At 68.2% G+C, this 25,982-nt stretch carries 23 protein-coding genes and 1 pseudogene; 10 read left to right on the top strand and 14 right to left on the bottom strand.

What is annotated here, in order from left to right; genetic code table 11:
* Nucleotides 1-81: 81 nt before the first annotated feature.
* The 4 genes and pseudogenes from ACNPQM_RS17370 to ACNPQM_RS17355 form a co-directional block, all read right to left on the bottom strand.
* Nucleotides 82-998, bottom strand: a pseudogene (locus ACNPQM_RS17370) (RNA-guided endonuclease InsQ/TnpB family protein).
* A 20-nt stretch (nt 999-1,018) separates the two neighbouring features.
* Entirely contained in the window at nt 1,019-3,352 is a 2,334-nt protein-coding gene (locus ACNPQM_RS17365) for a SpoIIE family protein phosphatase (RefSeq protein WP_418084687.1), read from the bottom strand.
* An 88-nt stretch (nt 3,353-3,440) separates the two neighbouring features.
* On the bottom strand, nt 3,441-3,746 hold the full coding sequence (locus tag ACNPQM_RS17360) for a hypothetical protein (protein WP_418084686.1): 306 nt from the start codon (nt 3,744-3,746) through the stop codon (nt 3,441-3,443).
* A gap of 226 nt (nt 3,747-3,972) precedes the next feature.
* Nucleotides 3,973-4,515: a hypothetical protein gene (locus ACNPQM_RS17355; RefSeq protein WP_327248733.1), complete on the bottom strand. Its 543-nt coding sequence runs from the start codon at nt 4,513-4,515 to the stop codon at nt 3,973-3,975.
* A 347-nt stretch (nt 4,516-4,862) separates the two neighbouring features.
* Between ACNPQM_RS17355 and ACNPQM_RS17350 the strand changes: the two genes are divergently transcribed.
* The gene (locus tag ACNPQM_RS17350) at nt 4,863-5,108 is read left to right on the top strand and encodes a hypothetical protein (RefSeq protein WP_418084685.1); all 246 of its coding nucleotides are present in this window, start codon (nt 4,863-4,865) and stop codon (nt 5,106-5,108) included.
* 154 nt (nt 5,109-5,262) lie between these two features.
* Here ACNPQM_RS17350 and ACNPQM_RS17345 read toward each other — a convergent pair whose 3' ends face one another.
* Nucleotides 5,263-5,592, bottom strand: coding sequence for a phospholipase domain-containing protein (locus ACNPQM_RS17345; protein ID WP_418084684.1), 330 nt, complete (start codon nt 5,590-5,592; stop codon nt 5,263-5,265).
* 57 nt (nt 5,593-5,649) lie between these two features.
* Complete coding sequence (locus ACNPQM_RS17340) at nt 5,650-6,474, bottom strand: SAM-dependent methyltransferase (protein WP_358859658.1); 825 nt, start codon at nt 6,472-6,474, stop codon at nt 5,650-5,652.
* Between the two features lie 421 nt (nt 6,475-6,895).
* Between ACNPQM_RS17340 and ACNPQM_RS17335 the strand changes: the two genes are divergently transcribed.
* Nucleotides 6,896-7,993 (top strand): hypothetical protein, encoded by a 1,098-nt coding sequence (locus ACNPQM_RS17335; protein WP_418084683.1) that lies wholly within the window; start codon nt 6,896-6,898, stop codon nt 7,991-7,993.
* Between the two features lie 40 nt (nt 7,994-8,033).
* On the opposite strand, the gene ACNPQM_RS17330 is transcribed toward ACNPQM_RS17335, so the two are convergent.
* A complete protein-coding gene (locus ACNPQM_RS17330) occupies nt 8,034-8,486 on the bottom strand; it encodes a YbhB/YbcL family Raf kinase inhibitor-like protein (protein ID WP_418084682.1) in 453 nt (150 codons plus the stop codon).
* Between the two features lie 111 nt (nt 8,487-8,597).
* On the opposite strand from ACNPQM_RS17330, the gene ACNPQM_RS17325 reads away from it, so the two are divergent.
* The 3 genes from ACNPQM_RS17325 to ACNPQM_RS17315 all read left to right on the top strand — a co-directional run bounded on the left by ACNPQM_RS17325 (nt 8,598) and on the right by ACNPQM_RS17315 (nt 11,723).
* Nucleotides 8,598-9,149 carry a nucleoside-triphosphatase gene (locus ACNPQM_RS17325; protein ID WP_418084681.1) on the top strand — a complete coding sequence of 184 codons (552 nt, stop codon included), beginning with the start codon at nt 8,598-8,600 and terminating at the stop codon, nt 9,147-9,149.
* 461 nt (nt 9,150-9,610) lie between these two features.
* Nucleotides 9,611-10,456, top strand: coding sequence for a polysaccharide deacetylase family protein (locus ACNPQM_RS17320; protein WP_418084680.1), 846 nt, complete (start codon nt 9,611-9,613; stop codon nt 10,454-10,456).
* A 451-nt stretch (nt 10,457-10,907) separates the two neighbouring features.
* Nucleotides 10,908-11,723 carry a hypothetical protein gene (locus ACNPQM_RS17315; protein WP_418084679.1) on the top strand — a complete coding sequence of 272 codons (816 nt, stop codon included), beginning with the start codon at nt 10,908-10,910 and terminating at the stop codon, nt 11,721-11,723.
* A gap of 143 nt (nt 11,724-11,866) precedes the next feature.
* Here the strand turns inward: ACNPQM_RS17315 and ACNPQM_RS17310 are convergent, their stop codons facing one another.
* Genes ACNPQM_RS17310 through ACNPQM_RS17295 form a run of 4 tightly spaced genes read right to left on the bottom strand, consistent with a single transcriptional unit; the run spans nt 11,867 to nt 15,914 of the window.
* Nucleotides 11,867-12,682: an ABC transporter permease gene (locus tag ACNPQM_RS17310; RefSeq protein ID WP_418084678.1), complete on the bottom strand. Its 816-nt coding sequence runs from the start codon at nt 12,680-12,682 to the stop codon at nt 11,867-11,869.
* 43 nt (nt 12,683-12,725) lie between these two features.
* A complete protein-coding gene (locus tag ACNPQM_RS17305; protein WP_418084677.1) occupies nt 12,726-13,610 on the bottom strand; it encodes an ABC transporter permease in 885 nt (294 codons plus the stop codon).
* Between the two features lie 13 nt (nt 13,611-13,623).
* Nucleotides 13,624-14,826: an ABC transporter substrate-binding protein gene (locus ACNPQM_RS17300; RefSeq protein ID WP_418084676.1), complete on the bottom strand. Its 1,203-nt coding sequence runs from the start codon at nt 14,824-14,826 to the stop codon at nt 13,624-13,626.
* Between the two features lie 53 nt (nt 14,827-14,879).
* Complete coding sequence (locus tag ACNPQM_RS17295) at nt 14,880-15,914, bottom strand: ABC transporter ATP-binding protein (protein ID WP_418084675.1); 1,035 nt, start codon at nt 15,912-15,914, stop codon at nt 14,880-14,882.
* Nucleotides 15,915-16,027: 113 nt separating this feature from the next.
* On the opposite strand from ACNPQM_RS17295, the gene ACNPQM_RS17290 reads away from it, so the two are divergent.
* Together ACNPQM_RS17290 and ACNPQM_RS17285 are read left to right on the top strand one after the other, a co-directional pair.
* Nucleotides 16,028-16,837, top strand: a complete 810-nt coding sequence (locus tag ACNPQM_RS17290) for a FadR/GntR family transcriptional regulator (RefSeq protein WP_418084674.1) — start codon at nt 16,028-16,030, stop codon at nt 16,835-16,837.
* Nucleotides 16,791-17,624, top strand: coding sequence for a cache domain-containing protein (locus ACNPQM_RS17285; protein WP_418084673.1), 834 nt, complete (start codon nt 16,791-16,793; stop codon nt 17,622-17,624). The genes ACNPQM_RS17290 and ACNPQM_RS17285 overlap by 47 nt, the downstream gene beginning before the upstream one ends.
* A 58-nt stretch (nt 17,625-17,682) precedes the next feature.
* Here the strand turns inward: ACNPQM_RS17285 and ACNPQM_RS17280 are convergent, their stop codons facing one another.
* Nucleotides 17,683-18,312, bottom strand: a complete 630-nt coding sequence (locus ACNPQM_RS17280; RefSeq protein ID WP_418084672.1) for an alpha-ketoglutarate-dependent dioxygenase AlkB — start codon at nt 18,310-18,312, stop codon at nt 17,683-17,685.
* A gap of 354 nt (nt 18,313-18,666) precedes the next feature.
* Here ACNPQM_RS17280 and ACNPQM_RS17275 point away from each other — a divergent pair, with 354 nt between their 5' ends.
* The 3 genes from ACNPQM_RS17275 (at nt 18,667) to ACNPQM_RS17265 (ending at nt 23,881) form a co-directional block, all read left to right on the top strand.
* Entirely contained in the window at nt 18,667-21,213 is a 2,547-nt protein-coding gene (locus tag ACNPQM_RS17275) for an ATP-dependent Clp protease ATP-binding subunit (protein WP_418084671.1), read from the top strand.
* A 197-nt stretch (nt 21,214-21,410) separates the two neighbouring features.
* Nucleotides 21,411-22,736, top strand: a complete 1,326-nt coding sequence (locus ACNPQM_RS17270) for a geranylgeranyl reductase family protein (RefSeq protein ID WP_358859645.1) — start codon at nt 21,411-21,413, stop codon at nt 22,734-22,736.
* A 398-nt stretch (nt 22,737-23,134) separates the two neighbouring features.
* Nucleotides 23,135-23,881, top strand: coding sequence for a DUF4118 domain-containing protein (locus ACNPQM_RS17265; RefSeq protein WP_358860734.1), 747 nt, complete (start codon nt 23,135-23,137; stop codon nt 23,879-23,881).
* Between the two features lie 236 nt (nt 23,882-24,117).
* Here ACNPQM_RS17265 and ACNPQM_RS17260 read toward each other — a convergent pair whose 3' ends face one another.
* Both ACNPQM_RS17260 and ACNPQM_RS17255 read right to left on the bottom strand, forming a co-directional pair.
* Nucleotides 24,118-25,125: a HEAT repeat domain-containing protein gene (locus tag ACNPQM_RS17260; protein ID WP_418084670.1), complete on the bottom strand. Its 1,008-nt coding sequence runs from the start codon at nt 25,123-25,125 to the stop codon at nt 24,118-24,120.
* A 3-nt stretch (nt 25,126-25,128) separates the two neighbouring features.
* Nucleotides 25,129-25,791 (bottom strand): HEAT repeat domain-containing protein, encoded by a 663-nt coding sequence (locus tag ACNPQM_RS17255; protein ID WP_418084669.1) that lies wholly within the window; start codon nt 25,789-25,791, stop codon nt 25,129-25,131.
* Nucleotides 25,792-25,982: the final 191 nt, after the last annotated feature.

Here is a 25,982-nt window from a genome sequence, read left to right as displayed (position 1 = left end):
TGGCTCGCTTCTGGCGTGATTCCGTGATTCCTGTTCCGCATTCCGTGACTCCTCCCCCTCATAAATTGAGGGGGCTTCTCGCTATGCCGGTTGGGCTTCGCGACGGACCAGCCCGGCCCGTAGAACGTTGAGAGCCCCGACTGTGTCTGCGTGCGCGGTGTGGCCGCACGAGACGCAGTGGAACTTCTCCTGTGTGGGCCGGTTCTCCTTCGCGGTGTGCCCGCATTCGGGGCACCGCCGGGAGGTGTTGCAGGGGTTCACGGCCATCACTTCCCGCCCGGCGCTCTCAGCCTTTGCGTTCAGGATCGCGAGGAACACCCCCATCCGGCATCGGCGATCGAGCGGTTCAGCCCGGCCTTCGCCGCGGCCCCGTTGGGCAGGAAGCTGCCCGGCTGGTCGGGGTCCGGCCTCGGGGCCGGGATCTTGCTCATGTTGCGGATCTTGAGGTCTTCGTGTGCGATGACATCGTGCTCGCGGACCAGGGCCAGCGCGGTCTTGTGGGCGTGGTCGAGCCGCTGACGGCGGACCCTGCCGTGCAGCTTGGCGACCTTCTCAACCGCCCGGCGGTGATGTGCCGTCCGCTTGTCCCGTCGGACACGCGGAAACCTGGCGAGTGTCTGCTGTGCTGCCTCGAGCTGCGCGGCAGCGCTGCGTCCGTGACGCGGGTTGGGGACAAACCCGCCGCCTGAGTCAGCGAGGAAGTTGGCTATGCCCAGGTCGATACCGACCACGCTGCCAGTCTTGGGCAGTGGTTCGGGCTGTGACTGCTCGGCGGTCAGCACGACGAACCACTTGCGGCCCTCGCGCTTGACCGAGACGGTCTTGACCTTGCCGACCACGGGCCGGTGCTGGTGCACCTTGACGTGCCCGACGCCCTGCAGACGAACGCGGGTGACCGGGTCGTGCGGGGTGGAATCCCACCGGCAGCCGTCCCCATCCTTGGGGAAGTCGACCGTGTCGAACCAGTTGACCCCACGAAAGCGCGGATACCCCGGCACGCCGTCGCTGGTGCCCCTCCCTAGAAGGCCAGTACCTCGAACAGGTCCTCCGTGGCAGCCACCAGGGACTGCTCGCACCAGATGACCTTGCCTCGGGGGGTGTACCGGGTGCCCCAGCGCTCGGCGAGGCGGGCGACCAGGAACAGTCCGCGGCCGCCCTCGTCCGTCGTGGCGGCGTAGCGCAGATGCGGGGATGTGCTACTGCCGTCGGAGACCTCGCACACCAGAGTGCGGTCGCGCAGCATGCGGACGTGGATCGGCTCGGTGCCGTACCGGATGGCGTTGGTGATCAGCTCACTGAGGATCAGTTCCGCAGTGAAGGCCAGGCCGTCGAGTCCCCATGCCGAGAGCTGCTCGACACACTCGGAGCGAATCCGTGAGACGGCGGCGGGATCGGCCGGCACGTCCCACGAGGCGACCTGGCCGGGCTTGAACAGGCGGGTGCGCGCGACGAGGACCACCACGTCGTCGCGCGGCTCCGGCGGGGCAGTCGCGTCGAAGACGGCTCCGCAGACCGCCTCCGGAGCGTTCTCGGCGGCGGTACGGACCAGGTGGCCGCGCAGTGCGGCAAGTCCGTCGTCGATGCTGCGGTGCCGGTCGTGGACGAGGCCGTCGGTATACAGCACCAGCCGGGTCCCCTCCCCCAGCCGCTGCTCCGCCACCTCGAAGGGCAGTCCTCCGACGCCGAGCGGCGGCCCTGCGGGCAGGTCGACGAAGTCCACGCTGCCGTCGGGACGTACGAGCGCGGGGGCGGGATGGCCCGCCCTGCCCATGGTGCAGTCTCCGGAGACCGGGTCGTAGATCACGTACAGGCAGGTGGCGCCCGTGACGTCGACCTCCTCGGAGGTGCCGGTGCTCGCCTGGTCGAGGCTGATGACGAGGTCGTCGAGACGGGCAAGCAGTTCGTCGGGAGGCAGGTCGAGGGCGGAGAAGTTGCGCACGGCCGTGCACAGTCTGCCCATGGTGGCTGCGGCGTGCAGGCCGTGGCCGACGACGTCGCCGACGACCAGCGCCACGCGGAATCCCGACAGGGGGATGATGTCGAACCAGTCGCCGGCCACGCTGTGGTGGGCGGGCAGATAGCGGTACGCCAGGTCCAGGGCGCTCTGCTCGGGCAGCCCGCGGGGCAGCAGACTGCGCTGCAGCGCCTCTGCCATGGTGTGCTCGCGGGTGAAGCGACGGGCGTTATCGAGGGAGATGGCCGCGCGGCTGGCCAGCTCCTCGGCGAAGGCGACGTCGTCGTCCCCGAACGGCGGGGAGGGCTCCGCGCGCCAGAAGTGGGCCATGCCCAGGGTCAGGCCGCGCGCCTGCAAGGGCGCGGAGATCAGGGAGTGGATCCCGTACGCGAGGATCGCGTCGGTGTTGTCCCGGTCGCGGGCCCGCCAGGCGTGCGCCTGGTGCAGATCGGCGGCCCGCGCCGCGTGCCCGGTCTCCGGGCTCGCGCCCCCGGCTGCGGCGGGAACAAAGCTGATCATGGATCCCAGGGGATAGAGCGGCGGGTCGTCCCTGATGCCGCTCATGGCCATGCGGCGGATCTTCGGTCCGCCGGACTTGCCGGTGTCCGGGGACGGCTCGTCGCCGTGCAGGACGGGGTCGGCCAGTTCGACCGTGACGAAGTCCGCGAACCGGGGAATCACCACCTCCGCGAGCTCGTGCGCGGTGCGCACCACATCCAGGGTGGTACCGACCCGCACCCCGGCGTCGTAGAGGAGTTGCAGCCGCTCACGGGACAGTTCGACCTGCTCGTACATCCTCGTGATCCCGTCCGGGCCCAGGCCGCGCGTCTGACGGTACAGGCGCCGCCGCACGAGTACGGCGCCGCCCATGCCCAGGCAGAGTGCGGCGGCGGCGCCGCCGAGCAGGAGCGGCACCTCGTGCTGCACCGAGTTGCCCAGGCGCTCGACCGTGACGCCCACCGAGACCAGTCCGGCGACGGAACCGTCGGGTCTGCGCACCGGGGCCGTCGAGTCCACGGCCCACCCCAGGGGGCTCTTGAAGCTGCTGGTGTACGGGCCCTTCAGGGCGGGCCGGTACCCGCCGTAGACGTGTTTTCCGATCAGCTCGGGGTTGGGATGGGTGTAACGGATCCCCTGGGGGCTGAAGACCACGACATAGTCGAAGCCAGCGCTCTTCCGAATATTCTCCGCGACCGGCTGCAGCGCCGCGGTCGGATGACGGCTGTCCAGTGCCTTCGCTGTCGCCGGATCCGCCGCCAGAGCGATGGCCGCGGCACGCGTGCTGTGCTCGGCGTCCTTCGTGGTGGAGTTCCGGGCCTGCAGGATGAGCGCCGACAGCCCCACCGTGACCAGCAGCAAAACGACCACCAGCATCCACAGGAACACCTGCCCGGCCACGCTGTGGACGCTCAGCCACGAACGCGTGCGGCGCCACCGCGACCGGTGTCCCGCAGGCCCGTCCGCGGCCGTCTTCCCAGGGACAGAACTACGCTCTACGTGCATCCGGGCCGTCTCCGTACGTACGGATCCGCGTCTTCCACGCTAGGCACACCGCTCGGTACTGCGCATGCCAGGCGGCTCGGGCGTTCGCCGGTGAGGTCGGCCGGAGCAGCCAGCCGTCGCTGCCGCCCGACAGCTGGAGGGCCTGTTCGAGGTCGCCGCCGTCCTCGCGGACCGCCACGCATTTTCCGCTGTTCCTGCTGACCAGCTGCCAGGCGCGGAACGTGGAGTAGAAGCGGAACGTCCAGTACTGCCCGAGGAAGAGACCGTCCTCGTCGCCGCACAGGTACACGGTGCAGCTGCCAAGCGGCCACGGCGATCACGCTCACCGCACCGACCGCCGCCCCGTCGAGGAACGTGCGCCCACGACGCCGGGCCCGGAGCGCTCCGGGGGCGCGGGGGCCGCGGACTTGCCGTCGATCTTTTGACCAAACGTGTCCAACGCCCGTCGCACGACGTCGAGGGGGTCCTTGGTGCTGGTTTTTCGCCGAGCCGGTCAGCGCCCCGGTGCGGGCGGCCTACCTGGCGGGTGTCAGGTGGTGCTTGGCGGCGGAGACGACATGGTGATGGGTCGCCCGAGCGCACTCGTGCCAGAACGGTTTGGCGGTCAGGTATGCGCCGAGTACGGAAAGGATGCCGAAGGAGACATCCACACTGAGGCGCCCTTGCTTGGCCCAGTAGACGTCTTGCAGATCGAGGAGCAAGGCGAATTCGTCGGCGATGAGGGCGGTCCCTGCGCCGTAGGCAGCGGCGACGGCCGGGTGGCCGACGGCGCGCTCGTCGCCGCGTACGGCGATGATGCCAATGCCGGCAAGGGTGCCGATGCCGAAGTTGTAGTGGTGCAGGTGCTGACCGCCGGCGGAGATGTTCCCCCAAGGCAGCCATCCGCCGCGAATGCCGTGGGTAATGGTCCGCACGGTTCCCCACGTGACGCCGAAGGCGATCCACGTCACGATCAGTGATCTTTTCGTGGGGGTGAGGTGCTGGTTTGCCGATTCGCGCCAGCGTGCGATGAGCGGCGGCCGGGACCGGTTCAGCTCTTGGGACGTGTCAGTGACCACGAGGGTGACCTCCGGGGTTCGGCGCAACGAGGTCCGCGTTCTGCTGCGTGGCATCGCCGACCGGAGTGGATGAATCCGCCACGACGGGAGAAGGACGAACTGCACCTCCCACTCAAACGCCGTTGCGGTGCAGCTCAATGAAAAGCCCACGTCATTCAAGGCGGCGACTCAAACGCTCCAAACGAGTGAACTGCGGCGGGTTCTCGCATTGTCGTCGGGTGGTGACTTTTGGTGATCCCTGCTGTATGCCGGTGGTATGCGGCAGGTGGGTGCCTGACTGCTGAGCGGCGGGCGTTTCGTGAGCAGGTACGGCTGGCGGGCGGTTCGCGGCGGGTGAGAAGACCCCGGTGATCGCGAAGGAGTTGCGGGTGAGCGAGCGTTCGGTGGAACGCCGGCGTCGAGCTTGGCGAGAGGGTGGACCGGAGGCCCTGCATTCCGCCGGGCCTGCGACGATGCCTAAGATCTCGGATGCCCGGTTTACAGTGCTGGAGGACAAACTGGGCCAGGCCCGGCCGCCCGTGGCTTCGAAGATCAGCGGTAGACCTTTCGGCCGGGTTCAGGCGGTGATCGCCCGCCGATCACCGGGTCATTGATGCTTTTCCGACCTCACTTTGTGGCGTTGTGAAGGCCGAGGACGACCTTGACGATGTCGGTGATCCGGACGGCAGCCGCCGACGAGTGGTCAGACGTCAGACTGATCGGGGGGGTGGGGGCATGGACACCTGCGCCCCACCCCAGTCCGCTGATTCAGCCTGCCACCAGGGCCGGATCGCTCGTACCCGCCTCGCCCGTCTCGACGTGTCCGGCAAAGCGGCGCAGGAACGTGGCATCCGTGTCGGAGGCCACCGAGATGTCGTACCAGCGGCTGCTCCCCCGTAGGTCCACCGAGTGGTTCACGGTCGCTCCCGCCCGCACTGTGAACGTCTGGACAGAACCGCCATAGGCGTCGCGCAGCGTCAAATAAGCGTCCCCAGAACCAGTATGAGTGATCGTCAGATCCAGATTCCCGTTGGCAGCCGCGCCTCCGCGCTCAGGATGCGTTTCCCTCCCCGGCTGAAGCCGGGGATACCCACGCAAGATCAGGGATGGCCTTCTCCCCGGCTCTGATCAGCCGACGAGAGTGCCCGCGTCGAGTCACTCCTTGACGCCGATTCCACCGAAGGCATCGACATCGGCGGAAACGGTCGCGCTCTCGGCGTCGGGCCGCCACTCGCTGAGCCGGACAAAGCCCGGGTCGAGGATCCGCAGCCCGTCGAAGAGAGTGACGATCTCGCTCGGCTCACGGACGTAATAAGGCACGGCACCGCTCTCGATGTATGCCTTCTCTGCGGCGATCATGCCCTCGCTGGTACGCGTGCCGTCGTACACCACGAGGTAGCTGCCAGACGGCAGGCCCGCCATCAGCCGGCCCACCACCTCACGCGCCCGCGAGAAGTCGCCCGCGTGACCGAGTATGCCGAGCAGCATCAGGGCCACAGGCCGGTCGAAGTCGAGTGTCTTCGCGGCCTCGGCAAGGATGGCGTCCGGCTCGTAGAAGTCGGCATCGATGTAGTCGGTGGCTCCCTCGGGTGAGCTGGTGAGCAGGGCGCGAGCGTGCGCGAGGACGAGCGGGTCGTTGTCCACGTACACGATGCGTGACTCGGGGGCTATGCCCTGGGCCACCTGGTGTGTGTTGTCCGCAGTGGGCAGGCCGGTCCCGATGTCCAGGAACTGCCGGACACCCTGATTCTCCACCAGGTGACTCACCGAGCGGCGCAGGAACTGCCGTCCCGCCACCGCTACGTCAACAAGGCCCGGGAAGAACGTCTTGATCTGGTCGCCGATCTCACGGTCGACCTCGTAGTTGTCCTTGCCGCCGACGAAATAGTTCCAGAAGCGGGCGGAGTGCGGCCTGGTTGTGTCGATCCGTTCCGACACCGGCCTGGCGAGCCGACTGACGGACGGCTGCTGCTCACTCATGAAGACCTCCAAGCCCCACAAACAATCAATCGATGGCCACAACTTACCTGTACGTCCATGTTGTTGCGGCTGGTTCCTGACACTGGTGGCACAGTTCAGTTCCCCGCGCGGCAGCGCGACACCTTCCCCTGTTTCCCCCCTTCGATATCGATCCCCCAGGGATCTCTCGAGGTTGTCCCCCACTGAGGTCCGGGGTTTGGAGCGTCCGGCAGTAGGCGTCACTTCAGCCTGAGCGCGGTGGGGCGGCCATCCCAGCGGTAGAACGATCACCGCGGCTCGTGCCTGCTCTTCATCCCGGGCTTGCTGCGTGCTGCGCAGCAGGGTGGCGGCGACCTCCGGGCGGCGTTCGGCGAGGTGGGCCGCTGGGGATCGGCGGCAGGCGCATCATCGAAGGTGTGGAGACCATCGACGAGGAGTGGCGATGAGGCTGTCGTTCCTTGAGCCCCTCTACGCGGAGCCGGGCCCGTACGTCTCCGTGTACCTGGACACCTCCCGAGACGTCGACCATCCCGAGCGGGCGATCGCGCTGCGCTGGCGGCGGCTGCGCGAGAGCCTGTCCCGTCAGGGCGCGGACCGGTCTCTGCTGAACACACTGGAGGAGGTCGTCGGCGCCGACACAGAAGTGCCGGGGGTGCACGGGCAGGCCGTCTTCGCCGCCCACGGCACGCTCGTCCTGGACGGGGAGCTTCCGAGCCCGCCCGAGCACGACTCCGCGCGCTACAGCACCCTGCCGGACGCTATGCCCCTGGTCACCCAGCACGTGCCGGAGATCCCCTACATGGCCGTGGTCGTCCACTACAGCGGCCTTCCGACCGCCGCCACCCACGGCTGGGTGACGCTGGAGGCGGAGACCGGCATCTGGCCCGCGTCCACCGTCACTCCTGGTGAGCGGCTGCACCGCAGGGTCGCGGTGGCGACCTGGCACCGCGCCTCCGTCCGGCTCGGCCACCGGCTGGACGAGCGGGCGCGGCACGCCCATACCGACGCCGTCGTCGTGGGCGGGAACGAGTGGGCGTGCAACGTACTGATCCGCCGCCTGCCGCACACCCTGCGGGACAAGGTCGTACGCGTGGGCGGCCCCACACCCACCGACACCGGACGCGCCCTGCTGGAGCCACAGCTCGACGGCGTCTTCCGCGGCCGCATGGCCGCGCACGACTGGGAACTCGTTGATATCTACATCAGTCGGCGTGCCCTGGACGGGCCCCTGACGGAGGGGCTGGCCGCCACCGTCGCCGCCCTCCAGCGGGGTCAGGTCGCGGTCCTGCTGCTGAACCGGCCGCCCGAATCCTCGCTGCGGCTCTGGGTCGGCTCCCGGCCCGCCCAGCTCGCCCTGACCGAGGCGGAGCTTGTGTCCTTCGGTGTGCGGGCCCCGCGCGAAGAGCGCGCCGACGAGGCCCTCGTCCGGGCCCTCGTCGGCACCGGTGCCGAGCTGGTCGTCGTACCGGAGAGTGCGCTGAGGCTGCACGAGGGCGTGGGCGCCCTGCTGCGATACAGCGACGCGGGTACCCCGTCCTGACGCCGACGCGCTCTGCTGCCCGGATCACCGGCTGATGCGCTCAGCGCTGATAGGTCCCGACCAGGGTGCCGGAGGTCAGCTCCCGGCCCTGCAGGGCACGGTGCACGTCCTCGGCGCCCGGGTGGTCGTGCAGCGGCAGCGGTCCGGACAGGGCGTACAGGCGGAAGAAGTAGCGGTGCGGCCCGTGCCCCGGTGGCGGCATCGGCCCGCCCCAGCCCATGCGCCCGAAACCATTGGGCCACGGCAGGCCGCCATGGGGCTTCTGCCCCTCCACCACCCCGGTGGTCCCCGGATCGATGCCAGTCACCAGCCAGTGCACGAAGGTCTTCCCCGGTGCGTCCGGATCCTCGCACAGGAGGACCAGCTCCGTGGCCTCGTCGGGCACCCCCGACCAGGTCAGGGGCGGCGAGATGTTCTCTCCCTCCCCGCTGTACCTCCGGGGGATCACCGTATGGTCGTCGAACGCGGTACTGCTGAGTTCAATTCTGCTCATGCGCGCCGCCATACCCGCCAGGACGGCACCGCCACCGGTCCGCACCGCAAACCCCCCCGTTCGGCCGAGTCCGACCGGCCCACTCCACCAGGCGGGGGTAAGGATGGCTGTGTGCCGACAAGGATCCTGCTCGAGGCCCGCCCTGGCGCAGGCAAGACCACCGCCCTGCGTCGACTGGCTGCGCTGCTGCCCACCCGCGCAGCCACCGGCTTCACCACGGAGGAGATCAGGCAGTCCGGCGCCCGCGTCGGTTTCGCCCTGGAGACCCTGGCGGGGCGGCGGCAGGTGCTCGCCCATGTCGACCTGCCCGGTCCGCCGCGGGTGGGGAAGTACGGGGTCGATCCGGACGTCATGGAACGACTGGCGCTACCGTCGCTGCGGTCGGCGGCGACCGACGAGGCGCCAGGCCGACTGGTGCTCATCGACGAGCTGGGCCGGATGGAACTGGCGTGCACGGCGTTCCGCGACGCAGTCGAGGCGCTGTTCGCCGCAGAGGTCGACGTCGTCGCTACCGTCCACGCACACCGTGACCCGTTCACCGACGCCCTCAAGCGACGTACCGACATCGAGGTCGTGCACCTCACGCCGGCCAACCGGGACGCCCTGCCCGGGGAGCTCGCGTCCCGACTGCAGCAGCCCGGGGCGCGCGAAGGGCCTGGATGAGCGATTCCAAGGGTTAGTGGTCGTGGGCGGTCAGTGAGCGCAGGACGGGCTGTCCAGTCTGGTCGTTGTGCCAGATGGCGTCGTCAGCATGAACATGCGCTGCATGAGGCGGCGACGACGTCGGCAGGTGTGCGGCCGTGGTGCTGTTCGAGGTTGAGCCGGCCCTTGACCTCCGCGCCAGGCAAACAAGGTCCTCGTCATCACCTGGCGGGAGGTGGCCGACGCCGAACCGCCCGAACTCCCGGGCCCGCAGCCGACTTGATTCCCCGCCGGTCCACCGCTGGCCCTTCGAGCCGCTGGAGGTCCATCAGCGGGACTCACGTCCCGGAAGGTGTAACGATCTTCGTCCGCCGACCCCCTGAACCCCTGTTCAGATCACACCGACCTGCGGGAACGCCGCAGCCGATTCTTCCGTCAAGCAGGACGCCATAGAAGATATGTACGGGACTTGAGGTTCTCGAGTGGACAAGAAAATCGCGGGACTGGCGCTCACCGGCGTCCTGCTCATATCGGGCTGTTCGGCGGGCTTCCAGGCGGCAGAGCCTGCCGCTTCGAGCTCCGTTCGCGCGCCGGCGGCGTCCCCCCGGGCGGAAGACACAGCGCCCGTCGCAGGCACCGCACACGACGCCGCGGCCTTCCGCGCCTGGGGCCTCAAGCCTCTCGCCGCACCGCCCGCCCCGCCGAAGGTCAAGCCAGTGAAACGCCGGGCGGGCGAACCGGTGCCGGTCATCAGTGACATACCCACCAAAGACAAAATAGTCTTCATCACCTTCGACGACGGCGCCGAGAAAGACCCCAGGTTCGTCAAAATGATGCGCGAACTGAAGGTCCCCTTCACGATGTTCCTGACCGACTCGCTCATCAGCGCCGACTACGACTACTTCAAGCCGCTGCAGCAGCTCGGGAACACGATTCAGAACCACACCCTGACCCACCCCAACCTGCGCACCAAGAGCGCGGCCGCGCAACGCGAGGAGATCTGCGGCCAGCAGACCAGGCTCGGCAAGGAGTACGGAACCGTCCCGCGTCTGCTGCGACCGCCCTACGGCAACTGGAACGAGAGCACCCGCAGCGCCGCGGGACAGTGCGGAGTCGAAGCGATCGTACTCTGGCGCGAGTCCATGCAGATCACCAACATGCAGTACCAGCGTCCCGACAAGAAGCTCCACCCCGGCGACATCATCCTGGCCCACTTCCGTGGCCCCGGAGAACTCAAGGGGCACTCGATGACCGAGATGACGGCGAACATGCTGCGCCACATCCAGGAACAGGGCTTCACGGTGGCACGTCTGGAGGACTACATCTGACGCACAGACCGGTCATTCCCGAGGTCGTCGCCACCGTATCGCGCCTCAAAGGTGCACTGGATCACTGACCAGCGGTCCGAGGCGGCTGCCCGGCGCTTCTCCGCACCAGCGCACGATGACGGCATCCAGTTGCCCTGACGTCACGTCCGGGTGTCGTCGCCGAGACCCTGCGGACCACGGCGTCACCTACGCAGCGGTGGAACGGGCACTGGGCTGCGGCACCGATCCTGTTCGGCTGGAGCCCCGCACGCCGGTCGGGGCCCTGTTCCGCCGAGCAGACGCGCCTGTGCTCTCGCCGCCCCGGGCTCGTACGGAGACGGGCGGGTCCGGAACGGCCCCCGGGCGACCGCAACCTGTCGTGTCCGTCGAGCCTTGAGGAGCTGGACGGCGGCCACTCCCGGCTGAAAGCCTCTCAGCCAAGGCACAGACAGTGAGAGGCAAGAACCACGTCATGCTGATGCACCTGCAGAAGTACCAGGCCGAGGCCGACGAGGAGGACACGATCAACACCGCCGAAGAGGGCCGGCACCCGCTGGACTCCGCCAGCGTCATGAGTGCGAAGAAGACTCTCCTCGAACTCCTCGACCGTGCAGGCGTGTGCCAGGGCGAGGCCGAAGAGCTGATCGCGCTTGTCGAAGCCGGCGCGATCGCGGACGCGCACAGCGAGGTCGGAAAGGCCGAGTGCGTCCCGGAGGGTAAGGGAGAGCCATACCGCAGCGGTTGGCTCGACGGCGCCCAGGCCGTCAGCGATGACCTCGTCCGTATCGCTGAGCGAGCCCTCCAGCGTGCCATCGGTCCGGCGATGTCCGACTCCGTACACCCGAGCTGTCAGGGGGACGCCGCGCGTGGCCGTCCCCCCGTCGGGACGGTGGATGTAGAGCGTGCGAAGGTCACAGTGACGCCGCTCTATCTCGCGTTCAGCCACACCTCGGACCTCGACCCCGAGGCGTCGGACGAGGTCCTCACCGCGGTACTCGGCACGATGAACATCGTGGAGCGGGTCGGGTACGCGGGACGGCTGGAGGAGTTCGCCGAGTCCCATCGAGCGCACCTGGCTCAGTTGTACGCGCAGTACGGGCCCGGTAGCCGCATCGCCGTACACGGCCGATACTCCCTCCTCCACTCCCCCACCAGCGTCGCCGTACTCGAACGCCTCACCACCTCACCGTCGGCACTGCGGAGAAAATGGGAGGACGCCGAACTGCCTCCAGCGTGGCTGGAAGGACTCGGGTTCGCCTGGCGTGCTTCGGATCCTCCGCCGGGGTGACCTCGTCCCGGGTGCGGACGGCGATTCCCCGGCTTCGCTCGACGCGCGGCTGCGAATCAACGGGGCCGAGTGCCTGCAGGTCACGGACGGCTCCGTGACCTGCAGGCACTCGTCGCTGCCAATCCGTGCATAGGCTGCAGTAGTCAGATGCGGCTGCCGGAGGCAGTGTCCGACGACAGCCGCTGGGCGAGGTAGATCGGCATGGCGGACAGCAGGACGAGGACGGCGGCGACGACGTTGACGACGGGGGCCTGTTGGGGGCGGGCCATGTTGGAGAAGATCCAGACGGGGAGAGTCTGGACGCCAGGCCCGGCGGTGAAGGTCGTCACGACGATCTCGTCGAAGGACAGGGCAAAAGCAAGGAGTCCGCCCGCTACCAGCGCGGAGCGCACCAGCGGGAAGGTGATGTCGACGAACGCACGGAAGGTGTGAGCCCCGAGGTCCATGGCGGCTTCCTCGTACGTCACCTGCATCCGGCGCAGCCGGGCGATCACGTTGTTGAAGACGACCACCATACAGAAGGTGGCGTGGCCGACGACCACCGTGAACATCCCCAGGCCAACGCCAAGCGGTTCAAGGACCGTACGAAAGGCAGTGTTGAGCGCGACGCCGGTGACGATGCCTGGCAGCGCGATCGGCAGGACGACCACAAAGGAGATGGCCTCGCGTCCGAAGAACTTGTAACGCTGGCAGGCAAAGGCGACGAGCGTACCGAGGACCAGGGCGATCGCGGTCGCGCCGATCCCGGCCTTGACAGAGGTCCAGAGCGCGTCGCGGGCGCCGGAGCTGCGCCAGGCGTCGACCCACCAGTCGAAGGTGAGACCGGGTGGGGGCCACCCAGAACTACGGTCTGGATTGAGGGAGTTGACGAGAACAAGGAGCAGCGGAACGTAGATCACCGCGAAGCCGAGCCCGGCGGCGATGCGCAGTGTGACGCGCGCGGGGCGGGAGAGATTCATCGGGGGCCTTCGCTATGCGTGATGCGGAGGTGCGGGAGAGTAGTCAGAGACTGCTGAGGGCTCCGGTGCGGCGCACCGCGAGCAGATAGAGCACGATGATCACCACGGGCACCGTGCCGAGTGCGGCAGCCAGCGGCAGGTCCAGGGTGATGTTGGAGTAGATGAGGTTGCCGATGAGCTGCGTCTTGCCGCCGACGATCTGTACGGCGATGTAGTCGCCGAGGCTGAGCGAGAACGTGAAGACCGAGCCGGCCGCGATGGACGGCAGGATCATCGGCAGCACCACTGACCGGAGGGTCCGGCCGGTGCGGGCGCCGAGGTCGGCGGAGGCATCCAACAGGTTGGCCGGGAGCTGCTCCAGTCCGGCGTGGATCGGCAAGATCATGTACGGCAGCCACAGGTAGGTCAGTACGAGGACGGTCGCGGTCAGGCCGTAGCCGGGCCCCTTGATGCCGAGTGGCCCCAACACCCAGTCGAGCAAGCCGCCTTGAGCGAGGATGAGCCGCCAGGCATACGCCTTGACCAAGTAGCTGGCCCACAGTGGAGTGAGGATGGCCACCACGAGGAGCGGCCGCCACTTGCGGCTCGCGATGCGGGCGGTATAGAAGGCGATCGGAAAGGCGATCAGCACACACAGCGCGGTGACCGCGAGGGCGACGCCGACGCTGCGCAGGGCGACCTGCCGGTAGACGTCGGCGGTGAACAGCGCGGTGAAATTGTCCGTGTTCCAGATCCTCACCACGTTGGAGGTGAAGGAGTCCGTGGCCCAGAAAGCGGACAGGAACAGGACGGAAAGCGAGCCGAGGTAGGCCAGGACCAGCCACGCCAGTGGCGCGGAGAGCAGCAGAGACAGCTGCAACCGGGGGCGACGGTGCAGGGTCCCGGCGAGCCGCCGGACGAATTCGGCGGCCGGCACGGAGTCGGTCATCGGTACGTAACCCTCAGCCCTTGATCTCGGTCCAGGCCTGCACCCACTTGGCGTACGGTACGCACGTGGTGTCCTTACGCCCATCAACGCACTGTGCGATGGGCGTGGTCCAGAAGTGGACGTTCTTCCAGTAAGACTCGTCAGCAGCGTGATAGGTGGCGCAGTGGTTCTCGTCCGCGGTCAGCTTGCAGGCCTGCGCGTTGGACGGGGCCTCACCGAAGTACTCGGCAACCTGGGCGTTCGCCTTGGGCGAGACGATCCAATTCATCCACTTGTAGGCGCAGTTGGGATGCTTCGCCTTGGCTGAGAGCATCCATGTGTCGGACCAGCCGGTGGCACCCTCCTTGGGAAGGATCGCCTTGACCGGAACCTTCTCGGCCTGAGCGGTGTTGAGGATGACCTGCCAACTGGTGCCTACCACCGAGTCACCGCTCTTGAAGGCGGATACCTCCTTCAGGTAATCGCTCCAGTACTCACCGATGTTGGCATTCTGCTTCTTGAGCAGTGCGACGGCGTCGTCGAACTGCTTCTGGTTCAGAGCGTACGGGTCCTTGATGCCGAGGGACGGCTTGGTCTTCATCAAGTACAGGGCCGCGTCCGCGATGTAGATCGGCGAGTCGTACGCGGTGACCTTCCCCTTGTACGCCGAGGACTCGCCGAAGACCGCGGACCAGGAGTCGGGCGCCGGCGTGACCTTCTTCGTGTTGTACATCAGCAGATTGGCGCCGCGGCCGTGCGGGATGCCGTAGGAGACGCCCTTGACCGAGTTCCACTGCTGGTTCTTCAGCCCGGAGAAGACGTCCTTGTAGTTGGGAACCAGCTTGGTGTTGACGGGTGCTGCGTCGCCGGAGGCGATCAGCCGCAAGGCTGCATCACCGGAGGCGGAGACCGCGTCGTACTGGCCGGTCTTCATCAGGCTGACCATCTCGTCGGAGGTGCCTGCGGTCTTGGTGTTGACCTGACAGCCGGTCTGCCCCTCGAAGTCGGTGACCCAGTCGACCTTCGGGTCGTTGGATCCGTCCTCGGCGTATCCGGCCCAGGCGATCAGGTTCACCTGGCCCTCCGCCTTGCCGAGGGCCTTCTGGGCGACGAGCTTGGGCGGGGTGAAGCCGCTGCCGCCGGACGACGTAGCGGCGTTGTCCGACGAACCGCAGGCGGTAGCGAGAAGCAGGGCGCCGGCCGCGGCCGCTGCTCGGGACGTTCGGTTCAGACGCACAGGGATCTCCACGGAGGGGGAAGGGGCGGGGACTGAGTCGTGCGGGTTTGCGCTCACCGGGCCTCAGGCACCCTGAAGTTGTGCCGTTGGTGCCACTGGAGTCTGACCCGGGAGCCACGGAAGGCGGCGACGTCCTCGGAGGAGGTCTCCAGGTTCTGCTGGAGCGCGGTGAGCCGGCCGCCGGCGTCGAGATCCACCAGGAGGCGGGTCGTGTCGCCCAGGTAGACGACCTCCGCGACGATGCCGGTGGCACTGGAGTGCTGCGCGTCACCGACGGCGGTTTCCTTGAACACGCGGATCTTCTCCGGCCGGATGCTGTACGTTCCCCTGTCGCCCACAACCTGCTCCGCCGCGCTGCCGGTCAGGAGGTTCGACGTACCGACGAAGCCCGCGACGAACGGGGTGGCGGGACGTTCGTAGATCTGGGCCGGGGTGCCGACCTGTTCGACGCGACCCTGGTTGAAGACTGCGATCCGGTCGCTCATCGTCAGCGCCTCCTCCTGGTCGTGCGTGACGAAGACGAAGGTGATGCCGAGCTCGCGCTGGATCGCCTTGAGCTCGACCTGCATCTGCTCGCGCAGCTTGAGATCCAGGGCACCGAGCGGCTCGTCGAGCAGCAGCACCTTCGGGCGGCCGACCAGGGCGCGGGCCAGCGCCACGCGCTGTCGCTGGCCTCCGGAGAGCTGGGACGGGCGACGCGTGCCGAAGTCCGCGAGGCGTACGCTCGCCAGGGCCTCCCCGGCCTGCTTCAAGCGCTCTGCCTTGGGTACTTTACGGATCTTGAGACCGTAGGCGACGTTCTGCTCCACGGTCATGTGCGGGAAGAGCGCATAGTCCTGGAAGACGGTGTGCACGTCGCGTTCGAAGGGTGCCAGAAGAGTGACATCGGAGCCCGCGAGCTCGATGGTTCCGCTGGTGGGAGCCTCGAAGCCGGCGATCATCCGGAGCACCGTGGTCTTGCCGGAGCCGGATGGCCCCAGCATCGAGAAGAACTCGCCGTCCGCAATCTCCAGGTCGACTCCGGCCACGGCCTCCGTCCGGCCGAAGGACTTGCCGAGGCGCTGTAGCCGGATCGCCATTCCCTCCATGGGTGGGAACCTTTCTGGTGCTGTGGGGAGTTGGCCGCAAACATATGAAGGCATAGTTCTCAGTTCAATACCCCGCTAAGGTAAAAGCTGAGTCAACTGGCAAGGTGTTGATCGTGAATCGAGACAAACCCGACGCCCGTAGAGCCGTATTCACGCCCGTTGACACCCTGGCCCGGGTGGAGGCCGTCGTGCGGCGGCTCGGTGACGCCATAGACCTCGGGCTGCTCGCCGACGGCGAGCAACTGCCTGGCGAGACCGACCTCGCAGCTCAACTCGGCGTCTCCACCGTGACCCTGCGCGAAGCTCTCATGGCACTGCGGCAACAGGGCCTGGTCACCACCCGCAGAGGCCGAGGCGGGGGCAGCTTCGTCACCGTGCCCAACGGTCCTGCGGAGGACCGACTCCTTGCCCGCCTTTCCGGCTGGAGCACCGAGGAACTCCGCGATCTCTCCGACCACTGGGCAGCAGTCTCAGGTGCCGCCGCCCGGCTCGCGGCCCAACGCACCGAGCCCGAGGATCTGCAGCAACTGCAAAGATCTCTCGGAGAGTTGGTGGACGCCGAGGACTTGAAGGCATGCAGCCGCATCATTGGCCGCTTCCACGTCGAGCTGGCCGCAGCCGCCCAGTCCGCCCGGCTGACCAGGGAAGAGGTCACTCTCCAAACCGAGGTGGGCGCACTGCTCCCCCTCGCACTTGGAGAGAACGAACATCTCAAGGACATAGCGGATCGTCACCGCGCCGTAGTCACCGCCGTGCATGATGGTGCGGATGACCGCGCCAGGGCCCTGGCCGAACAAAGCGTGCAGGCCGCCATGTCGCGCCTGATCGAAATCCGACTCGGCTCGGCCGACGGTCCCCGTCCGAAGGAGGGCCCCGATGGGCAGCAGTCCCCGTCTCGCAAGCGCCGGATCGGCGCTACCTGACGAGATGGCGGTCGCCGACGCGGCTGCCCGTGTCCGCGACGCGCTCGAAGGAGTCTTCGACGCGGTTGGCAGGACGGGTTCGGACACGGAAGCGGTGCTCGCCTCGGCCGTCACAGACCGCCGTCGGCCGGTCTCGGCCGATCTGACCGCGCTCCGCACCGGCCTGCACGCACGTCTCGCCCAGAACGATCTGGTCTCAGGGCTCGGCTTCGTGGCTGCGTCAGGTCTGCTCGACGACGTACCGGCGTGGCTGGAGTGGTCGCAGAGGGCCGTGGACGGTTCCGTACATCCGCTGTTGCTCGACCTGGACCCGGAGCGCTCGGCGTACTCCGACTACACCCACTGGGACTGGTTCGCCCTGCCCCGCGACACCGGACAGCGGGCGGTCGCGGGCCCGTATGTCGACTACCTTTGCTCCGACGAGTACAGCCTCACACTCTCCGCACCGGTGACGGTCGGGGGACGCTTCATGGGGGTGGCCGCTGCCGACGTCTATCTGCGGCACTTCGAAGCGGTGGTCATGCCCTTGCTCCAACGCCTGACGGGACCCGCGCGCCTGGTCAACGCGCGCGGCCGAGTCGCCGCCTCCACCGACCCCCACCACCTGGTCGGATCGCTCACCAAGGGCCCGAACTTCGCAGCAGTACTGACCGCACCGGCAGGCGCCGCCGAACACAGCGGGCTGCGACTTCGGCCCTGCGACGGAGTCCCCCTCATCCTGGTGACGGCGGCACCCTCCGGTCAGCCCCAGGAGGCCGGCCTGCGGGCCGAGGAGCCCGGGGCGTAGATCGCCTGCGCCCCGTGGCCAAGGGGGCGGAAACGTACGCATCCTTGGCCAGGAGTGGTCACTGCACCCCGTGCGGCCGAAACTGGATGCTGATGCGTCCTCCCGCGGCCCGCGAGGTCTTGGGGATGGCGTGCTCCCAGGTCCGCTGGCAGGAACCGCCCATCACGATCAGGTCGCCGTGCCCGAGCGGCCGCCGGACGACATCGCCGCCGCGGCACGGGCGGAGCAGCAGGTCGCGGGGCGCTCCCACGGAGAGGATGGCGACCATCGTGTCCTCGCGGGCGCCCCTGCCGATGCGGTCGCCGTGCCAGGCCACGCTGTCGTGCCCGTCGCGGTAGTAACACAGGCCGGCGGTTGTGAAGGGTTCACCGAGCTCGGCAGCGTAGTACGTGGAGAGTGACTGCCGCGCCTCGTCGAGGACGGGGTGCGGCAGCGCTTCACCGGCACGATAGAAGGCGAGCAGGCGCGGGACGTCCACGACCCGCTCGTACATCTGCCGTCGCTCGGCCTTCCAGGGAACGTCCGTGGCCAGCTGCTCGAACAGAGAGTCGGCGCCACTCAGCCAGCCCGGCAGGAGGTCGATCCAGGCGCCGTCGCCGAGCCCCGTTCTGCGGAGGCCGTCCAGTGGGCATAGAAACGCCTCGTCGCCCTGATCGAACAGGGACCCCTGGAGCTGGTGCGATGCCATACCTGCAGCCTACCCAGAATCGAACACGTGCGCTATTGGTAAAGGTCCCGCACTTCTGCCATCCACGGGCGCCCGGGCGTTGCGGGTGGGCGCCGCGATACGGGCCGGCCAGCCTGGGGACTGCCCCGACAGGAACCGGCCCTCCCGCGCGCCGGGAACAGCGGATCAATGCCCGGCGTGCGCCGCTGCCCCTCGGCCATGCGCACCGACACATGACGCCAATATCGTCTAAATTGGTGCAAGTGGGGCTGTGGCTGCTGTGGTCACGCCGGACTTGCGGGACTGCGTCGACACGGCTGCACGTGTACTGAGACAGCGTGACCCGGTCCGGCCGGGCCACGGGGACGGATACCCATGACCGACGGCCAACAGGGTCCAGAAGACCACGGTCCGGACCCCCTCGGAGACTTCCTCACGCACTTTCTCGGCACCGGACAGGGCGGGGAGCCGCCCGACCCGCGGCGCATCGACTTCAGCACCATGCTGAGCGGTCCCGCACGGCAGCTCGTCACCGTCGCCGCGTCCTATGCCGCCCGGCACGGGAGTACCGACCTCGACACGGAGCACCTCCTGCGGGCCGCGCTCACCACCGAGCCGACTCGTCGCATGGTCTCGCGAGCGGGCGCCGATCCCGACGCGCTCGCCGCCGAGATCGACCGGCAGGCCGGGGAAGGGCCACGAAGCCACTTCATCGCCGTCACACCGGCGGTCAAGCGCGCCCTGCTCGACGCCCATGAGATCGCGCGCTCCGCCGGATCTTCCTACATAGGCCCGGAACACGTGCTGTCGGCACTGGCCGCCAACCGCGACTCCACAGCGGGACAAATGCTCAACGCCGCGCACTTCTCGCCGCCCGCCAGCGCCCGGGACGGCCACGCGCCCGCGCCCGGCAGCGCCGGCCAGCGTACCGGCCCCGGCGAGCGAAACACTCCCAACCTGGACAAGTTCGGCCGCGACCTCACCGACCTGGCCCGGGAGGGCCGTATTGACCCGGTCATCGGCCGCGACGAGGAGATCGAGCAGACCATTGAGGTCCTCGCCCGCCGAGGCAAGAACAATCCCGTCATGATCGGCGAAGCCGGAGTGGGCAAGACCGCCATTGTCGAGGGACTGGCCCAGCGCATCGCGGACAGCGACGTGCCGGACATTCTGCTCGATCGGCGTGTCGTCCAGCTCGACCTCTCAGGAGTCGTTGCCGGTACCCGCTTCCGTGGGGACTTCGAGGAACGGCTCAACGGACTCATCGAGGAAATCCGCGCCCACTCGGGCGAGCTGATCGTCTTCATTGACGAACTGCACACCGTTGTCGGAGCGGGCGGCGGCTCCGAGGGCGGCCCGATGGACGCGAGCAATATGCTCAAGCCCGCCCTCGCCCGCGGCGAACTCCATGTCGTGGGGGCCAGCACGCTCGAGGAGTACCGCCGCTACATCGAGAAGGACGCCGGGCTTGCCCGCCGGTTCCAGCCGGTTCTGGTGCCCGAGCCCAGCTCGGCGGATGCCGTCGAGATCCTGCGCGGTCTCCAGGACCGCTACGAAGCCCATCACCAGGTTCGCTACACCGATGAGGCGCTGCTCGCCGCCGTCGAGCTGTCCGACCGCTACCTCACCGACTTCTATCTGCCTGACAAGGCGATCGACCTCATGGACCAGGCCGGCGCCCGGGTCCGGCTGCGCACCTCCACCCGCGGCACCGACATCCGCGCCCTGGAACGCGAAGTGGAGCAACTCACACGGGACAAGGACCAGGCCGTCGCCGCCGAGCAGTACGAGCGGGCGACCGAGCTTCGCGACCGGCTCGCCGACCTCGAACAGCGGATCGACCAGGCAAACCACGCGCCGCAGCCGCGCAGCCATGTCGCCGAGGTCACCGTCGAAGACATCGCCGACATCGTGTCCCGCCGGACCGGAATTCCCGTCAGCAGCCTCACCCAGGAGGAGCGGGACCGACTGCTGAACCTGGAGCAACATCTGCACCAGCGCGTCATCGGGCAGGACGAAGCAGTGACCGCCGTCGCCGACGCCGTCCTGCGCTCGCGAGCCGGCCTGGCCGATCCCGGTCGCCCGATCGGGAGCTTCCTCTTCCTCGGTCCCACCGGCGTCGGCAAGACCGAACTCGCGCGCGCACTCGCGGAGGCACTCTTCGGGAGCGAGGACCGGATGATCCGCCTCGACATGAGCGAGTACCAGGAACGGCACACCGTCAGCCGCCTGGTCGGCGCTCCCCCCGGCTACGTCGGCCACGAGGAGGCCGGACAGTTCACCGAAGCGGTACGCAGGAACCCCTACTCGCTGCTGCTCCTGGACGAGATCGAGAAGGCGCACCCCGACGTCTTCAACATCCTGCTGCAGGTGCTCGACGACGGGCGGCTCACCGACTCCCAGGGCCGCACCATCGACTTCAAGAACACCGTCATCGTCATGACCAGCAACCTCGGTTCGCAGGCCATCACCGGTCGCGCCGGCGCGATGGGCTTCGGCGCCGGCTCCGCGGACACCGACGAGCGGGCGCGCCGCGAGCGGGTGCTGCGCCCACTGCGTGAACACTTCCGGCCGGAGTTCCTCAACCGCATCGACGAGATCGTGATCTTCCACCAACTCGCCGACCAGCAGCTACGGCAGATCACCAACATGCTGCTGGACGACTCCAGGCGTCGGCTCCGCGCTCAGGACGTCACCGTCGAGGTCACCCTGGACGCCGTCGAATGGCTCGCCCAACGCGGCTACCAGCCCGAATACGGTGCCCGCCCGTTGCGCCGCACGATCCAGCGTGAGGTCGACAATCGGCTCTCCCGCATGCTGCTCGACGGCAGCCTGCAGCCCCACAGCCGCCTCCGGATCGACATCGCCAACGGCGAGTTGACCATCCACAAAGAGGAAGAACCACCGCGCCCCGCGACCTGACCCCGAGCGGCGTCCCGGACAGGCCATACCCGCCACCTCACGACACGTGCGCCGTCGGTACAGCGCCGCCCCGTGCTGAACCGCCCTTACGGCGTGGCTGGACACGCTATGTTCCGAACCGGCTCGTCCTGATCGATGATGACGTACCGGGCTGCCGTCCTCGGTACGCCACCGGCTGTCCCAGGAAGGGGTTCCCTATGCGGGAAACGACGCCAGCGCAGTCCCCGTCGGACGACCGCTCCGTCCACGGCTCGAACGAAGAAGCCGATGTGATCGTGGTGGGGGCGGGGCCTGCGGGCTCGTCCGCGGCCTTCCACCTCGCCAAGGCAGGCATTGATGTCCTGCTCCTGGAAAAGGCCCACTTTCCCCGGGAAAAGGTGTGCGGAGACGGCTTGACCCCGCGAGCGGTGCACCAGCTCATCCGGATGGGCATCGACATCAAGGCTCCGGGGTGGACGCGTTCACGTGGTATGCGATGGGTGGCCGGTGAACATCAGGTGCACATCGACTGGCCCTCCTTGGGGCGCTACCCGGACTTCGGGCTCTCGCGCAGCCGGCATGACTTCGACGACATCCTGGCCCGCCACGCCGTTGCTGCCGGAGCACGGCTGCGCAACGGGGTGAAGGTGACCCAGCCCGTAACCGACCGCGCGGGCCGTATAACCGGTGTCACCGCCACGGCCGGAGCGAAGGAGCCGGTGGTCTTCCACGCACCGATCGTCATCGCCGCCGACGGCGCCTCCGCCCGCTTGGCCCTCGCCATGGGCCTGCAGCGGGACAGGAGCAGGCAGATCGCGACAGCCGCCCGCCGCTATTACCGCAGCCCAGAACGGTCTCAAGAGGAGTACCTGGAGTTGTGGGCCGATCTCCGCTTCCCGGGGAGCAATCACTACCTGCCGGGATACGGTTGGATCTTTCCCATGGGAGACGGCCGCGTCAACGTCGGGCTCGGTGCGCTGCCTCACCGGCGGCACGGAACCGCGGACCTGCGGACCACGTTGGACCAATGGCTGGCCCGTACTCCGCACACCTGGGGGCTGCATGAGGAGAACGCCGAGGGCCCTGTCCGGAGCGCGGCGCTGCCCCTGGGTTTCAACCGTCACCCCCTCTACACTCGGGGGCTCCTCCTCGTCGGCGACTCCGGAGGCATGATCAGCCCCTGGAACGGGGAGGGCATCGGCCAGGCCATGGAAGCCGGCGAAGTCGCAGCCGAGAGCGCTGTACTCGCCCTCGCCCTTCCCCCGGGCCCCGGGCGGGAGCGAGTGCTGCACAGTTACCCCGTCGAGATGAACCGCCGCTGGGGGCGCTACTACCGTCTCGGCAACGCGGCCGCCGACGTCGTCTTCAGCCGTGCGGGCTTCCAACCGATCCTCAATCGGTACGTCATGGGATCGCCGTTTCTGCTCAATACCCTGGCCCGGATGCTCACCAACCTCACGGACAAGCCCTCGCACGACGTGATCGACCATGTACTCAACACCGTCGTCCGCCTGGTCCCGTCACCGCATGTACGCACACGCTGAACGGCCCGTCGGCGGTGCCTCCCTGGCGTGGTCCTCCCGGCCGCACGTCGCCACGCCGGAGGACGGCACGTCCATGGAGCCGACGGCGGACCTGCCGGCCGCCGGTCGCCTTCCTCGCTCAGTTCATCGGTGAGCCCGGGGTTCGATACGCCTGCCGGGAGGACCAGTGGCAGGCGGTGGCGGCTCTGGTGGAGGAGCGCCGGCGTGCACTGGTGGTGGGGACCGTCCCTCGGCTTCTCGGGACTGCAAGAGACCGCCCCCCTTGGTGCCGGCCACCCTGTCCGCGACGCGCACGGCCGACAGGCCGGTAGTCACCCAATCAAGGTTGCGTCAAAGCGAGACGGAACGGAACGCGCGAGCGGCCACCTGTGACTACAACTGAGGTGGAGGTGAACCCCATGCTTCCGTACCTCTCCCGGGACCGGGTGGCGCTCGTGGCGGCTGTGACTCTGCCGCCGGCCGTGTGCGCGGTGCTGGTGCCTTTCCGGGCCAGCATGTCCAACACCAACGCGGCTCTGGTGCTCGTCGTCGCCGTGGTGGGCGTGGCGGCACTGGGCCGTCGTCTCGCCGGCGTGCTCACCGCGCTGTCCGCGGCAGTGTGGTTCGACTTCTTCCTCACCCGCCCCTACGAACAGTTCGCGATCACCAAGTCCGCCGACATCACCACTGCCGTACTGCTCCTCGTCGTCGGCGTCGTCGTCTCCCAGCTTGCGGCCCGCGCCCGGGAACTGAAGGTGATCGCCATCACCGACGACGACTACCTGGCCCAGATCCACCACACCGCTCGCCTTGTCGAGACCGCCACCGACCCGCACACCGTGATCGACCACGTGCGTGGGCAGCTGGTGGGGCTGCTCGGCCTGAGCGGCTGCCGCTTCGAATACGGCACTCTCATCGGACACCCACCCAGTCTGAGGGAGGACGGCAGCATCTCCTGGGGCCGCCGGCACTGGGACGTCGACCACAACGGACTGCCGGGCGAGGAGCTGGAACTGCGCGTCTTCCACAACGGGCGCTTCTACGGCCGGTACATGCTCCAGGCCGCACCCGGCGCCGCCCCACCGCTGGCCGCCCGCCTTGTCGCGGTGACCTTGGCCAACCAGGTCGGGACGGCACTCGACACCGTCAGCCACGAACGCGTCTGAGACCCAGGAGCGCCGAATCTCCCAGCCCGGCCAGAGCGTGGTTGAGCTCGACGACGTTGACGCGGCAGCGGCGGGTGAACCGCCCCGGGTTCGATGGGGGTGTCCCCCCAACCCGGGGCGGTACGCCTGTACCGCGTGGCGTGAGGCGCGGTACAGCCGGGGTCCTCGGCGACGCCGTGGGCCTGTCGGCGGTGACCTGCAACAACTGGGCCCCACGGACACAGCACCTCAGAGATTCACGATCGTGCGTTGCGCAGCTCGAGAATGTAGGTCGCAGTAAGCGCAACGGCACGGTCTTCGTCATGTGACAGATCTGCGAGGGCACGTGACGTCGTGATCCCCGGGATGTCCGCGAGCGCCTGTGTCAGCCGTCGACGTGCAGACGATCCAATGGCGCTGTGGACGAGGCAGTCGACGAGCCCGGTAGCGATCTGCTCCGCCAACGCGGGATCACTCGCCAGCGCGCTCAATGCATCGGCCGCGTCGACGTCGTTCCTCTCCTCGACGATCATGTCGATGAGCGTCGGGACCGCGTCGGTTACTCCGCGCGCCCCGAGCGCCAGGGCCGCGTATCTGCGGACCACGATGTCGGGGTTCGTGAGGGCGTCCTGCAGCAGTGCGGTCGCCTCACCGTTCGGAATCTCGGCGATGGACTGGACGGCACGTTTCCGCACCTCGGCCGCGGTGGAGCCGAGGCCCTCCGCCAGCAGTGCCAGCCCGCTCTCGCCCGATTGCGCCAGAGCCCAGCGAAGGGCTCCGGCGACGTTCGGGTCGGACTCGCTCAGCACGGCCTCGACCAGTGCTTCCACCGGCACGGGAACTTCCTCGACTGCGGACAGCGCCGCGCGCTGCCGTACCCCTGCGCTCTTCGACCCCAACGCCTGGAGGAGCGCGACGATCTGGAGGACGTCCTCCCAGCGGGTGGGTTCCGCGGCACCGATCCGACGGAGTCGCGTGAGCAACTCCGTCTCCGCTGCGATGCGGTCTCGCGTCTGACGGATCAGGTCGTCCACGAGCTCCGCGGGCGCGAAGCCGGGTTCATCGAGCGCGCGCCTGACGTCGCGCAGCGACAGCCCCAATGACCGCAGGCTCTCGATGTGGAAGATTCGCCGGATGTCCTCGCCGGAGTACTCGCGATAGCCAGAATCGGTACGGCCCGTCGGCCGCACGAGGCCGAGCGATTCGTAATGCCTGAGCATGCGGGCGCTGACCCCGGACCGTCGCGCGACATCACCGATGAACACTGTCTACCCCTCCTCCTGGCCGAGGGCTGCGATGCGCTTCGCCTCCTCGATCGCGAACTCGAATCCGGCATCCGGGTCGCGCCACAGCCGTTCCGTGGCGATCGCGTGTGCGCGCACGCGAGCGTCGAGATCCGTCGTCGCGGCGCCCAGTGTCGGCAGCATCACCTCCCCGAGCGCGATCAGCGCCCGGCTGAGGCTCAGTTGCGTCTCGCGTTCGCCGCGCCCGAGCTGTGTCGCCAACGCTACGGCCAACTCGTGCTCCTCACCTTCGGGCACGAGCACGACAGCTGCCCGCCAGGCGCTCCGGGCCACCTCGTCGTGGGCGTCGGACAGCAGCGCCGGTGTGATCGCCGGCCACGCTTGCCGATCCCCGATCTTGGACAGCGTGTGCAACGCCTGGCTCCGCGCCTGCGCACGCCCTGAGCGGACTTCGTCGAGAAGCACCGGGACCGTCATCGATGCCGCGTGGCGGGTGAGTGCCCATGTCAGCATTTCACGCACGTAGAACTCGGGTTCGATCGCGCATCGCTCGATGAGCTTGCCGATGAACCCCGGGTCCGGGGTCGTGCCGACCGCCAGCGCTGCCTGCAGCCGGACCGACGAGCTGTTGTTCTCCAGCCCCTGGAGAGCTCGCATCGTGTTCGTGTCCTCTTTCGGCATGATCATCGGGATCACCTCCTTGAAACAGTGAAGACCTTGTCACTGTGTCAAGGTCAACCGGAGCCAGGTCGAGAGATGGTCAGGCATCCTCGGCCCACCGAGTCCGGCGCTTGTCACGTCAAACGAGACGTGCGTGACGCAATGAGGCTTGTGATGTGACCGACGGCCCCAGTCGACGACCGTTCTCCCAGGCTTCG

Origin of the sequence: Streptomyces sp. NPDC056231, assembly GCF_048270745.1 — a bacterium.
Taxonomy (GTDB): Bacteria; Actinomycetota; Actinomycetes; order Streptomycetales; family Streptomycetaceae; genus Streptomyces.
The sequence above is the reverse complement of the archived record's forward strand: the minus strand, read 5'-3'. Positions and strand labels throughout refer to the sequence as shown.